This is a genomic window from Bacillus sp. PPSBB_2 (genome assembly GCF_045291115.1).
GTDB lineage: Bacteria > Bacillota > Bacilli > Bacillales > Bacillaceae_G > Bacillus_A > Bacillus_A cereus.
On record NZ_CP147983.1, the window covers coordinates 89,746 to 102,949 of the forward strand.

The window sequence follows — 13,204 nt, forward strand, 5'->3', positions numbered from 1 at the left end:
TTTTAGTTTGGTTAAGTTAGAAAGGGCGCACGGTGGATGCCTTGACACTAGGAGTCGATGAAGGACGGGACTAACGCCGATATGCTTCGGGGAGCTGTAAGTAAGCTTTGATCCGAAGATTTCCGAATGGGGAAACCCACCATACGTAATGGTATGGTATCCTTATCTGAATACATAGGGTAAGGAAGACAGACCCAGGGAACTGAAACATCTAAGTACCTGGAGGAAGAGAAAGCAAATGCGATTTCCTGAGTAGCGGCGAGCGAAACGGAACATAGCCCAAACCAAGAGGCTTGCCTCTTGGGGTTGTAGGACATTCTATACGGAGTTACAAAGGAACGAGGTAGACGAAGCGACCTGGAAAGGTCCGTCGTAGAGGGTAACAACCCCGTAGTCGAAACTTCGTTCTCTCTTGAATGTATCCTGAGTACGGCGGAACACGTGAAATTCCGTCGGAATCTGGGAGGACCATCTCCCAAGGCTAAATACTCCCTAGTGATCGATAGTGAACCAGTACCGTGAGGGAAAGGTGAAAAGCACCCCGGAAGGGGAGTGAAAGAGATCCTGAAACCGTGTGCCTACAAATAGTCAGAGCCCGTTAACGGGTGATGGCGTGCCTTTTGTAGAATGAACCGGCGAGTTACGATCCCGTGCGAGGTTAAGCTGAAGAGGCGGAGCCGCAGCGAAAGCGAGTCTGAATAGGGCGTTTAGTACGTGGTCGTAGACCCGAAACCAGGTGATCTACCCATGTCCAGGGTGAAGTTCAGGTAACACTGAATGGAGGCCCGAACCCACGCACGTTGAAAAGTGCGGGGATGAGGTGTGGGTAGCGGAGAAATTCCAATCGAACCTGGAGATAGCTGGTTCTCCCCGAAATAGCTTTAGGGCTAGCCTTAAGTGTAAGAGTCTTGGAGGTAGAGCACTGATTGGACTAGGGGTCCTCATCGGATTACCGAATTCAGTCAAACTCCGAATGCCAATGACTTATCCTTAGGAGTCAGACTGCGAGTGATAAGATCCGTAGTCAAAAGGGAAACAGCCCAGACCGCCAGCTAAGGTCCCAAAGTGTGTATTAAGTGGAAAAGGATGTGGAGTTGCTTAGACAACTAGGATGTTGGCTTAGAAGCAGCCACCATTTAAAGAGTGCGTAATAGCTCACTAGTCGAGTGACTCTGCGCCGAAAATGTACCGGGGCTAAATACACCACCGAAGCTGCGGATTGATACCAATGGTATCAGTGGTAGGGGAGCGTTCTAAGGACAGTGAAGTCAGACCGGAAGGACTGGTGGAGTGCTTAGAAGTGAGAATGCCGGTATGAGTAGCGAAAGACGGGTGAGAATCCCGTCCACCGAATGCCTAAGGTTTCCTGAGGAAGGCTCGTCCGCTCAGGGTTAGTCAGGACCTAAGCCGAGGCCGACAGGCGTAGGCGATGGACAACAGGTTGATATTCCTGTACCACCTCTTTATCGTTTGAGCAATGGAGGGACGCAGAAGGATAGAAGAAGCGTGCGATTGGTTGTGCACGTCCAAGCAGTTAGGCTGATAAGTAGGCAAATCCGCTTATCGTGAAGGCTGAGCTGTGATGGGGAAGCTCCTTATGGAGCGAAGTCTTTGATTCCCCGCTGCCAAGAAAAGCTTCTAGCGAGATAAAAGGTGCCTGTACCGCAAACCGACACAGGTAGGCGAGGAGAGAATCCTAAGGTGTGCGAGAGAACTCTGGTTAAGGAACTCGGCAAAATGACCCCGTAACTTCGGGAGAAGGGGTGCTTTCTTAACGGAAAGCCGCAGTGAATAGGCCCAAGCGACTGTTTAGCAAAAACACAGCTCTCTGCGAAGCCGTAAGGCGAAGTATAGGGGGTGACACCTGCCCGGTGCTGGAAGGTTAAGGAGAGGGGTTAGCGTAAGCGAAGCTCTGAACTGAAGCCCCAGTAAACGGCGGCCGTAACTATAACGGTCCTAAGGTAGCGAAATTCCTTGTCGGGTAAGTTCCGACCCGCACGAAAGGTGTAACGATTTGGGCACTGTCTCAACCAGAGACTCGGTGAAATTATAGTACCTGTGAAGATGCAGGTTACCCGCGACAGGACGGAAAGACCCCGTGGAGCTTTACTGTAGCCTGATATTGAATTTTGGTACAGTTTGTACAGGATAGGCGGGAGCCATTGAAACCGGAGCGCTAGCTTCGGTGGAGGCGCTGGTGGGATACCGCCCTGACTGTATTGAAATTCTAACCTACGGGTCTTATCGACCCGGGAGACAGTGTCAGGTGGGCAGTTTGACTGGGGCGGTCGCCTCCTAAAGTGTAACGGAGGCGCCCAAAGGTTCCCTCAGAATGGTTGGAAATCATTCGTAGAGTGCAAAGGCATAAGGGAGCTTGACTGCGAGACCTACAAGTCGAGCAGGGACGAAAGTCGGGCTTAGTGATCCGGTGGTTCCGCATGGAAGGGCCATCGCTCAACGGATAAAAGCTACCCCGGGGATAACAGGCTTATCTCCCCCAAGAGTCCACATCGACGGGGAGGTTTGGCACCTCGATGTCGGCTCATCGCATCCTGGGGCTGTAGTCGGTCCCAAGGGTTGGGCTGTTCGCCCATTAAAGCGGTACGCGAGCTGGGTTCAGAACGTCGTGAGACAGTTCGGTCCCTATCCGTCGTGGGCGTAGGAAATTTGAGAGGAGCTGTCCTTAGTACGAGAGGACCGGGATGGACGCACCGCTGGTGTACCAGTTGTTCTGCCAAGGGCATAGCTGGGTAGCTATGTGCGGAAGGGATAAGTGCTGAAAGCATCTAAGCATGAAGCCCCCCTCAAGATGAGATTTCCCATAGCGTAAGCTAGTAAGATCCCTGAAAGATGATCAGGTTGATAGGTTCGAGGTGGAAGCATGGTGACATGTGGAGCTGACGAATACTAATAGATCGAGGACTTAACCATATAATATGTAGCAAATGTTATCTAGTTTTGAAGGAATATGCCTTCATAGTTTGGTGATGATGGCAGAGAGGTCACACCCGTTCCCATACCGAACACGGAAGTTAAGCTCTCTAGCGCCGATGGTAGTTGGGACCTTGTCCCTGTGAGAGTAGGACGTCGCCAAGCAACTAAACACGAGTCAAATGACTCGTGTTTTTTCGTGTTTTCTTTTATAATCCATAGTAATTAAAAAAATGTGCTTAAATAATTACTATTTTGATTAAATGCAGGGGAATGTGGCTAGGATAGTGAATAAGCAAAAGAGTTGCAAATTTTATTAATACGTATATAATTAAAGTCAAAGATAGTCAAAGTCAATAAAGGTGGCGGATAAATGAGAAATATATCTGATATCATTGAGCAATATCTAAAGCAAGTTATTGACTTAAGTAATAATAATGTGATTGAAATTAAAAGAAATGAGATTGCGGATCGATTCGAGTGCGTACCATCTCAAATCAATTATGTAATCAATACCCGTTTTACATTAGAAAGAGGATTTATAGTAGAAAGTAAACGTGGTGGTGGAGGTTACATTCGCATTATAAAAGTCAAACTGCATGATGATATAGACATTATTGATCAAATGCTTCATATGATTGATCATAGCGTTGCACAAGGGAATGCAGAGAGTATGATTATACGTTTATTAGAAGAGGGAATTATAACAGGCCGTGAAGCAAAACTAATGTTAAGTGTACTAGATCGTTCTGTATTATCAATGGATATTCCTTCTCGAGATGAACTTAGGGCTCGAATATTATGCGCAATGTTAAGAACACTGAAATATAAATAAATACAGCTTTTGTAAAAGAATGATAATTAAGATAGGGCAGTTAAATATTGTAGAAGTTTTGAAAAAGAGCATGTACTTTTATCTAAATGGATTAAGGAAAGAGGACAATCTAGTAATGTATGAAAAGTATCATGAGGTAGATCGTTCCTATTGTAAAGGTGGGGATATTGATGACTTGTCAAAACTGTAATATAAGACCAGCAACTTTACATTATACAAAAGTAATCAACGAGAAGAAGGCGGAAGTTCATCTTTGTGAGCAATGTGCGGAGCAAAGTGGCTATACGTCTTTCTTTCAATCATCACAGTCTAACTTTTCATTTCATGATGTATTTGCTGGTTTATTACACGGTGAATCAACAATGTTTGGAGAAGGAAAAAACGGGTTTTCAAATACAAATACAGTAAGATGTCCAGATTGTAAGATGACATATGAACATTTTACAAAAGTGGGACGCTTTGGTTGTGCTTCTTGTTACGATACATTTAAAGGACACTTAAACCCATTGTTAAAGCGACTTCATGGTGGACATACAGAACATTGTGGAAAAATTCCGGAACGAATGGAAGGAAATATCCACTTAAAGAAAGAATTAGATGAACTAAAACTTATTCTGAAACAATATGTACAGAATGAGGAGTTTGAGAAAGCTGCTGAGGTAAGAGATGAAATTCGAGGGCTTGAAACTCAGCTTAGTGAGCATAGAGAGGGGGAGTAGTTCTATGTCACTGGACAAAATTATGAATGAAGCGATTAGTCCATGGATGAAGGGGGATGGCCCTGATTCTGATATTGTTTTAAGTAGTCGAATTCGTTTGGCTCGTAATTTTAAGCAATATCAATTTTCTACTATGCAAAACGAAGAGGAAGCTCAACAGGTTCAAGAATTATTTAAAAAGAAATTTATAAATAAATCGGTAGAGCCCTTTGGGAAGTTTGGATTATTAAAAATGAATGAATTAACGCCTCTTCAAAGGAGAGTTTTAGTCGAAAAGCATTTAATTAGTCCAAATCTCGCAGGGACCGAATATGGAGCATGTCTGTTATCAGAAAGCGAACACATTAGTGTGATGCTTAATGAGGAAGACCACATTAGGATTCAGTGCCTATTTCCAGGGCTACAGTTATCAAAGGCGCTTCAAAGCGCTAATCAAATAGATAATTGGATTGAGAAAGAGGTTGAATATGCTTTTGATGAATCACTTGGATATATTACGAGTTGTCCTACTAACGTTGGTACAGGATTAAGAGCTTCTGTAATGATTCATTTACCAGGGCTGGTTTTAACAAAAAGAATTAGCCGTATTATACAAGTAATTCAAAAATTAGGGTTAGTAGTAAGAGGAATATACGGTGAAGGTAGCGAAGCGTTAGGTAATATATTTCAAGTATCAAATCAAATGACGCTAGGGAAATCCGAAGTAGATATTATTGCAGATTTAAAGAGTGTCATGCAGCAAATTATACAACAAGAAAAATTGGCCAGAGAATTAATTGTACAAAATTCGAGCATTGAGCTTGAAGATAAGGTTTATCGTTCTTACGGTATACTAGCAAACAGTCGTTTAATTCAATCTGCAGAAGCGGCAACTTGCTTATCGGATGTACGACTTGGTATTGATCTAGGATATATAAAAGGTATATCGAGAAATATTTTGACTGAGCTAATGGTTCTTACGCAACCAGGTATTTTACAACAATATGCAGGAGGACCTTTAGGACCGGAAGAAAGAGATTATCGAAGAGCAACCTTAATCCGTGAGCGATTACGTATTGAAAAAAACTAAGCGCAAGTAGGAGGCGATTTCTATGATGTTTGGAAGATTTACAGAAAGAGCACAGAAAGTATTAGCTTTATCTCAAGAGGAAGCAATTCGCATTGGGCATAATAATATTGGAACAGAACATATTTTACTTGGGCTTGTACGCGAAGGTGAAGGAATTGCAGCAAAAGCGTTAATTGCTCTTGGATTGAGCCCGGAAAAAGTGCAAAAAGAGGTAGAAGCGTTAATTGGACGTGGAACAGAAGCTTCTCAAACTGTACATTATACACCTCGTGCTAAAAAAGTTATTGAATTGTCTATGGATGAAGCGCGTAAGCTAGGACATTCTTACGTTGGAACAGAACATATTTTACTTGGCTTAATCCGTGAAGGTGAAGGTGTAGCGGCACGTGTTTTAAATAATTTAGGCGTAAGCCTCAACAAAGCAAGACAACAAGTATTACAACTTCTTGGAAGTAACGAAGCAAGTTCAGGTCACCAAGGTGGTTCATCGACAAATGCCAATACACCGACACTAGACAGTTTAGCACGCGACTTAACAGTTGTTGCACGTGAGAATCGTTTGGATCCTGTTATTGGACGTAGTAAAGAAATTCAACGTGTAATTGAAGTGTTAAGCCGTAGAACAAAAAACAATCCAGTGTTAATTGGAGAGCCTGGTGTAGGTAAAACAGCAATTGCTGAAGGGTTAGCACAGCAAATCGTAAATAATGAAGTTCCTGAAACGTTAAGAGATAAGCGTGTTATGACACTAGATATGGGAACAGTGGTAGCTGGGACGAAATATCGTGGTGAGTTTGAAGATCGTTTAAAGAAAGTAATGGATGAAATACGTCAAGCAGGGAATATTATTCTATTTATTGATGAACTTCATACATTAATCGGTGCAGGTGGAGCAGAAGGTGCAATCGATGCATCAAATATTTTAAAACCATCTTTAGCACGCGGAGAATTACAATGTATTGGTGCGACAACTTTAGATGAGTATCGTAAATATATTGAAAAGGATGCAGCTTTAGAGAGACGTTTCCAGCCAATTCATGTTGATGAGCCGAGTCTAGAAGAATCAACTCAAATCTTGAAAGGTTTACGCGATCGTTATGAGGCGCATCACCGTGTGTCTATTACAGATGATGCAATTGATGCAGCTGTAAAACTTTCTGATCGTTATATTACGGATCGTTTCTTACCGGATAAAGCAATTGATTTAATTGATGAAGCTGCTTCAAAGGTTCGCTTACGCTCTTATACAACACCACCAAACTTAAAAGAGCTTGAAGTGAAGCTTGAGGAAATTCGAAAAGAAAAAGATGCGGCTGTACAAAGTCAAGAGTTTGAAAAGGCTGCTTCCTTACGTGATATGGAACAACGCTTACGTGAGAAATTGGAAGATACAAAGCGTCAGTGGAAAGAGCAACAAGGAAAAGAAAATTCAGAGGTTACGGTAGAAGATATTGCAAATGTCGTTTCTACATGGACACGTATCCCTGTTTCTAAACTTGCACAAACAGAGACTGATAAATTATTAAACTTAGAATCCATTCTTCATGATCGTGTCATCGGCCAGGATGAAGCGGTAGTGGCTGTAGCGAAAGCTGTTCGTCGTGCAAGAGCAGGACTAAAAGATCCGAAACGTCCAATTGGTTCATTTATTTTCTTAGGGCCAACAGGTGTAGGTAAAACAGAATTAGCAAGAGCATTGGCAGAATCTATGTTCGGTGATGAGGATGCAATGATTCGCATTGATATGTCTGAGTATATGGAGAAACATTCAACTTCTCGCTTAGTTGGTTCTCCTCCAGGATATGTTGGGTATGAAGAAGGCGGACAATTAACAGAGAAGGTTCGTCGTAAGCCGTATTCAGTTGTCCTATTAGATGAAGTAGAGAAGGCGCATCCCGATGTATTTAATATTTTACTACAGGTATTGGAAGATGGTCGTTTAACTGATTCTAAAGGACGTACAGTTGACTTCCGTAATACGATTGTTATTATGACGTCTAACGTTGGTGCTGAGGCGTTAAAACGTAACAAACATCTTGGATTTAACGTACAAGATGAAAGCCGTGATTATTCGGATATGAAAGGTAAAGTAATGGATGAGCTGAAAAAGGCATTTCGTCCAGAATTCTTAAACCGTATTGATGAAATTATCGTATTCCATATGCTTGAGAAAAAACATATTCAAGAAATTGTGACTCTTATGGTAAATCAGTTAGTGAATCGCTTAAAAGAACAAGAAATTGAATTGCAATTAACAGAAGGGGCGATTGCAGCTATTGCTGATAAAGGGTTTGATCGTGAATATGGTGCTCGTCCACTACGTAGAGCAATTCAGAAGCATGTAGAAGATAGACTATCGGAAGAACTTTTAAAAGGTGCTATTGAGAAAGGGCAAAAAGTTATCTTTGATGTAGAAGGGGAAACATTTGTCATTCATAGTGCTGAAAAGGTAAAATAAGTATAGACAAACTAAGAGGGCTACGAGATAGCCCTCTTTCTTGTACGAGAAGGTCAAATGTTTATAGATGAAAGCGAAGTGAAATATAAAAAGATATGGCTAAAAAGAAAACAAAATTCACATGTCAAGAGTGTGGTTATCAATCACCAAAATATATGGGTAAATGTCCAGGGTGTGGTCAATGGAATTCGCTTGTTGAAGAGATGGAACCCGTTGTATCATCCAGACGCCTAAATTATGCAAATGCAATTCAAACAGAAGTAACAAAACCAAGACGTCTTACAGAAGTAGAAACAAAGTCTGAGGCACGTATTGAAACAAAATTTCAGGAGTTTAACCGTGTACTAGGTGGCGGAATTGTAGATGGATCTTTAGTACTTATTGGTGGGGACCCTGGGATTGGAAAATCAACGTTATTATTACAGATTTCCTCGCAATTAGCAGATGCTTCATATGATGTATTGTATATATCAGGTGAGGAGTCAGCAAAGCAGATTAAACTTCGTGCAGATCGTTTACATGTAAATGGTAGTAATCTATTTGTTGTATCAGAGACAGATTTACAGCGTATTGCAGCACATATTGAAGAGATGAATCCTGCTTTTGTTGTTATTGATTCTATTCAAACGATACATTTACCTGAAGTGACATCAGCTCCTGGTAGTGTGGCGCAAGTACGTGAATGTACAGCAGAATTAATGAAACTTGCAAAAACAAAGGGAATCCCAATTTTTATCGTAGGGCATGTGACAAAAGAAGGTGCAATTGCGGGACCGCGTATGCTAGAACATATGGTCGATGCAGTTCTTTACTTTGAAGGAGATCGACACCATACATATCGTATTTTACGAGCTGTAAAGAATCGTTTTGGTTCTACGAATGAAATGGGTATCTTTGAAATGAAAGAACTTGGCCTTGCAGAAGTCTTAAATCCTTCTGAAATTTTCCTTGAGGAAAGACCAGTTGGAGTTGCAGGTTCAACAGTAGTTGCCTCAATGGAAGGAACAAGACCAGTTTTAGTAGAAATACAGGCATTAATTTCCCCTACTAGTTTTGGAAATCCTCGAAGAATGGCGACAGGAATTGATCATAATCGTGTCTCGCTTATTATGGCGGTACTAGAGAAAAGAACAGGTTTACTATTACAAAATCAAGATGCGTATTTAAAAGTAGCTGGTGGTTTGAAATTAGATGAACCGGCAATTGATTTAGCTGTTGCCTTAAGTATAGCTTCAAGTTTTAGAGATAAATCTACGGCACCAACTGATGCGGTAATAGGAGAAGTTGGATTAACTGGAGAAATAAGAAGAGTATCAAGAATCGAACAACGTGTACAAGAAGCAGCTAAATTAGGATTTCAACGTGCTATCATTCCTAGAAAAAATTTAGGGGGGTGGACAATTCCAGAGGGGATTGAGGTTGTAGGTGTTTCTAATTTAGGAGAAGCGCTTCGTTTGACATTAGGAGGCTAGGCTATGGAAGAAAATAAGCAACGTGTCAAAAGTATAATTAATATTTTACAGCTCGTGGCCCCGGGAACACCACTGCGCGAAGGGATAGATAATGTACTTCGCGCACAAACAGGGGGACTAATTGTTCTTGGGTATAATGAGCAGATTAAAAGCATTGTTGATGGTGGTTTTCATATTAATTGCGCATTCTCTCCTGCTAGTTTATATGAATTAGCAAAAATGGATGGAGCACTTATTTTAAATGAAACTGGAAGTAAAATTTTAATTGCAAACGCACAGTTAGTTCCGGATTCATCTATTGATTCTATTGAAACAGGTATGCGTCACCGAACAGCAGAGCGTGTAGCAAAGCAGACGGGCAGCCTTGTTGTGGCCATTTCACAAAGACGTAATGTAATTACGCTATATCAAGGGAACTTACGTTATACATTAAAAGATATAGGTGTCATTTTAACGAAGGCAAATCAAGCAATTCAAACGCTAGAAAAATATAAGGCTGTATGGAATGACGGCATTACGAATTTGGGTATTCTAGAATTTGAAGAGGTCGTTACAATGTCCGAGGTGGTTCACGTTTTACATAGTGTTGAAATGGTGCTGCGTATTAAAAATGAAATATTGAGCTATATTCATGAGTTAGGAACAGAAGGTAGGTTAATTCGTTTACAGCTTACAGAATTACTAGCTGATTTAGAGGCAGAGGCAGCATTGTTAATTAAAGATTATCACCAGGAGAAAACACAAGACCATCATCAAATATTGAAAAAGTTACAAGATCTTGCAAATACACAACTTTTAGAGGATAGTGATTTAGTTAAATTGCTTGGCTATCCAGGACAAACAAGTTTAGAAGAAAGTGTGACACCTAGAGGGTACCGAATCACAAGCAAGATTTCTCGTGTTCCGCCACTTATTATCGAGAATTTAATTAATCGATTTAAAACATTGCAAGGTGTTTGCCGAGCAACTATTAATGAATTGGATGATGTGGAAGGAATTGGAGAAGTGAGAGCGAAGAAAATACGAGAAGGTCTAAAAAGAATTCAAGAGCATCTCTATATGAGTAGACACAATTAAGAATATTACATTGATTCTATAATATAACGACACTAGAACATTTTTGGTATATGATATGATATATTGGTAAATAAAACTATTTACAAAAAAAACACGTCCGCTTTTGCATTCGGCGTTTTGATTAGCGAAACAATGGTTAATAATGAGTAGGAGGTGGTTGGATGTTAAAACGGATTGTACAGCTCTTCTTTTTAGTGATCGGGGGAGCGTTAGGGATTTACTTAATCCCAAAAATTATTAATGTATTAGATATCGGTGCGGTTCCTTTGTTGGAAGGATCGTATGTTCGTGCAATTATTGGTGCAATTATTTTATTTTTAACAACATTTTGGCTTGTAGATTATATTGTTCAACTTATTAAGCATATTGAAGAGGCTCTTGTAAAGGCGCCTGTAGCAGATGTTTTATTTGGTACATTAGGATTAATCTCTGGTCTTATTGTTGCATATTTAATTTTGATACCAATTCGTGAATTTACAATTCCAGTTATTAGTACGGTGTTGCAAGTGTTCTTCACCCTTTTACTTGGATATTTAGGATTCCAAGTAGGATTTAAAAAGAGGAATGAATTGCTAGGATTATTTACATTACCCCAACGCGGAGGTAAGAAGAAAAACAATAGTGAGAATGAAGAGGTAGAGGTCGAAGCGGAAAAATCTACGACTCATTGGAAAATTCTCGATACGAGTGTAATTATTGACGGACGTATTGCAGATATTTGCCAAACAAAGTTTTTAGAAGGAACAATTGTCATTCCGCAATTCGTATTAGAAGAGCTTCAGCATATTGCCGATTCTTCAGATGCTTTAAAGCGTAATCGTGGCCGCAGAGGGCTAGACATTTTAAATCGTATTCAAAAGGAGATGCCAATTCCGGTAGAAATTTATGAAGGCGATTTCGATGATATCCAAGAAGTAGATAGCAAGCTTGTAAAGTTGGCAAAAATCACTGGTGGAACTGTAGTAACAAACGATTTCAATTTAAACAAAGTTTCTGAATTACAAGGGGTTACGGTGTTAAACATTAATGATTTAGCTAATGCGATTAAACCAGTCGTACTCCCTGGTGAAGAATTAAGTGTTTATGTTGTGAAAGATGGTAAAGAACAAAATCAAGGTGTTGCATACTTAGATGATGGTACGATGATTGTAGTAGAAGATGGTAGAGAGTATGTGGGTTCACAACTTGACGTACTTGTTACTAGCGTATTACAAACATCGGCTGGTCGTATGATTTTCGCAAAACGTAAATTGCTAGAAAAAGCATTATAAGTAGAGGATTATTAATATGTATACATTAATTATTCCGGCAGCGGGCCAAGGGAAACGAATGGGTGCTGGTAAAAATAAGTTATTTTTACTTATAGATGAAGTACCAATTATTGTGCACACATTGCGTGCTTTTGAAAAAGATAAAGCGTGCAAAAGTATTATTATGGCAATTAACGAAGAAGAACGCCCGTATTTTGAAGAGTTAATGCAGAAGTACCAGATTGAAAAGCACGTACAATTCATTCAGGGTGGAGCCGAAAGACAAGATAGCGTCTATAACGCACTTCAGTATGCGAGTGGTGTCGAATATGTTCTTGTGCATGACGGGGCGCGCCCGTTCGTAACGAATAAAGTGATTCGCGATGTATTAACTGCAGCAGAAAAATATGGAGCTTCCATTTGTGCAGTGCCAGTAAAAGATACTGTTAAGAAAGTAGAGAAGGGTGTTGTTGTAGAAACGGTAGAGCGATCTCAACTTAACGCTGTACAAACACCACAAGGATTCTCTGTTTCTCTTTTGCTAGAAGCTCATAGAAGCGCAAAGCAAAGTTGTTTTCTTGGCACAGATGATGCAAGTCTCGTAGAACGTGTGGGGAAGCAAGTAGGTGTAGTAGAGGGGAGTTACTATAATATTAAAGTGACGACTCCGGAAGATCTATTAATTGCTGAAAGTTTCCTACGTGTTCAGAAGAAATAACATTGATGACGTGTTAATAAAGAAAAGCTCGGCAACAGCCGGGCTTTTCTTTATAAGGATAGCGATATAATATAGAGTCATAAAGCTCAGTAGTTTAGCTTAAGGAGGAAGTAAGGATGTTTCGAATTGGACAAGGTTTTGATGTACATGAATTTGCGGAAGGGCGCCCGTTGATTATCGGTGGAATTACAATTCCACACGAGAAAGGATTAATCGGTCATTCAGATGCAGATGTATTGTTACATACGATTGCTGATGCATGTTTAGGTGCGATTGCAGCAGGAGATATCGGAAAGCATTTTCCTGATACAGACCCAGCTTTTAAAGATGCAGATTCAGCTGTATTGTTACAAAAAGTTTGGGAATTTGTGCGTGAACAAGGTTACGAGTTAGGAAATTTAGATTGTACAATTATTGCTCAAAAACCAAAAATGGCACCACATATTGAGAGTATGCGTAAGCGCATTAGTGAACTGTTAGAAACGTCTATCGATAACATTAATGTAAAGGCAACAACAACAGAAAAATTAGGATTTACAGGTAGAGAAGAAGGGATTGCTTCTCAAGCGGTTGTTTTATTACAGAAAAAATAATGGTTTTTAATTCGTAAGATGGATAATCACATTTTTTTGGTGTACAATTATAGAATGTGTTGACATTAAGAATGGAAGGTGT

General features: G+C 40.4%; 9 protein-coding genes and 2 rRNA genes. All 11 read left to right on the forward strand.

Features of this window, described 5'->3' with window-relative positions:
* Positions 1 to 9: 9 nt before the first annotated feature.
* Positions 10 to 2,931, forward strand: a 23S ribosomal RNA gene (locus tag V6946_RS00425).
* A gap of 49 nt (positions 2,932 to 2,980) precedes the next feature.
* A 5S ribosomal RNA gene (rrf, locus tag V6946_RS00430) occupies positions 2,981 to 3,096 on the forward strand.
* Between the two features lie 208 nt (positions 3,097 to 3,304).
* Positions 3,305 to 3,766: a transcriptional regulator CtsR gene (gene ctsR, locus V6946_RS00435; protein WP_001244558.1), complete on the forward strand. Its 462-nt coding sequence runs from the start codon at positions 3,305 to 3,307 to the stop codon at positions 3,764 to 3,766.
* A gap of 170 nt (positions 3,767 to 3,936) precedes the next feature.
* Entirely contained in the window at positions 3,937 to 4,485 is a 549-nt protein-coding gene (locus V6946_RS00440) for a UvrB/UvrC motif-containing protein (RefSeq protein WP_000128399.1), read from the forward strand.
* A gap of 4 nt (positions 4,486 to 4,489) precedes the next feature.
* Positions 4,490 to 5,554, forward strand: a complete 1,065-nt coding sequence (locus tag V6946_RS00445; protein WP_000050843.1) for a protein arginine kinase — start codon at positions 4,490 to 4,492, stop codon at positions 5,552 to 5,554.
* Between the two features lie 22 nt (positions 5,555 to 5,576).
* On the forward strand, positions 5,577 to 8,012 hold the full coding sequence (gene clpC, locus V6946_RS00450) for an ATP-dependent protease ATP-binding subunit ClpC (protein ID WP_000971184.1): 2,436 nt from the start codon (positions 5,577 to 5,579) through the stop codon (positions 8,010 to 8,012).
* 95 nt (positions 8,013 to 8,107) lie between these two features.
* Positions 8,108 to 9,484, forward strand: a complete 1,377-nt coding sequence (radA, locus tag V6946_RS00455; RefSeq protein ID WP_001085202.1) for a DNA repair protein RadA — start codon at positions 8,108 to 8,110, stop codon at positions 9,482 to 9,484.
* A 3-nt stretch (positions 9,485 to 9,487) separates the two neighbouring features.
* Positions 9,488 to 10,561 carry a DNA integrity scanning diadenylate cyclase DisA gene (gene disA, locus V6946_RS00460; RefSeq protein ID WP_000392158.1) on the forward strand — a complete coding sequence of 358 codons (1,074 nt, stop codon included), beginning with the start codon at positions 9,488 to 9,490 and terminating at the stop codon, positions 10,559 to 10,561.
* Positions 10,562 to 10,722: 161 nt separating this feature from the next.
* The gene (locus V6946_RS00465; RefSeq protein ID WP_000919677.1) at positions 10,723 to 11,832 is read left to right on the forward strand and encodes a PIN/TRAM domain-containing protein; all 1,110 of its coding nucleotides are present in this window, start codon (positions 10,723 to 10,725) and stop codon (positions 11,830 to 11,832) included.
* Between the two features lie 16 nt (positions 11,833 to 11,848).
* On the forward strand, positions 11,849 to 12,529 hold the full coding sequence (gene ispD / locus V6946_RS00470; RefSeq protein ID WP_000288283.1) for a 2-C-methyl-D-erythritol 4-phosphate cytidylyltransferase: 681 nt from the start codon (positions 11,849 to 11,851) through the stop codon (positions 12,527 to 12,529).
* Positions 12,530 to 12,645: 116 nt separating this feature from the next.
* Positions 12,646 to 13,122, forward strand: coding sequence for a 2-C-methyl-D-erythritol 2,4-cyclodiphosphate synthase (ispF, locus tag V6946_RS00475; protein ID WP_000488386.1), 477 nt, complete (start codon positions 12,646 to 12,648; stop codon positions 13,120 to 13,122).
* Positions 13,123 to 13,204: the final 82 nt, after the last annotated feature.

What these genes read in the sequence shown, in the direction of transcription:
- clpC (WP_000971184.1), top strand. Translation starts at nt 5,577, where the DNA reads ATGATGTTTGGAAGATTTACAGAAAGAGCACAGAAAGTATTAGCTTTA.
- radA (WP_001085202.1), top strand. Translation starts at nt 8,108, where the DNA reads ATGGCTAAAAAGAAAACAAAATTCACATGTCAAGAGTGTGGTTATCAA.
- V6946_RS00465 (WP_000919677.1), top strand. Translation starts at nt 10,723, where the DNA reads ATGTTAAAACGGATTGTACAGCTCTTCTTTTTAGTGATCGGGGGAGCG.
- disA (WP_000392158.1), top strand. Translation starts at nt 9,488, where the DNA reads ATGGAAGAAAATAAGCAACGTGTCAAAAGTATAATTAATATTTTACAG.
- V6946_RS00445 (WP_000050843.1), top strand. Translation starts at nt 4,490, where the DNA reads ATGTCACTGGACAAAATTATGAATGAAGCGATTAGTCCATGGATGAAG.
- V6946_RS00440 (WP_000128399.1), top strand. Translation starts at nt 3,937, where the DNA reads ATGACTTGTCAAAACTGTAATATAAGACCAGCAACTTTACATTATACA.
- ispF (WP_000488386.1), top strand. Translation starts at nt 12,646, where the DNA reads ATGTTTCGAATTGGACAAGGTTTTGATGTACATGAATTTGCGGAAGGG.
- ctsR (WP_001244558.1), top strand. Translation starts at nt 3,305, where the DNA reads ATGAGAAATATATCTGATATCATTGAGCAATATCTAAAGCAAGTTATT.
- ispD (WP_000288283.1), top strand. Translation starts at nt 11,849, where the DNA reads ATGTATACATTAATTATTCCGGCAGCGGGCCAAGGGAAACGAATGGGT.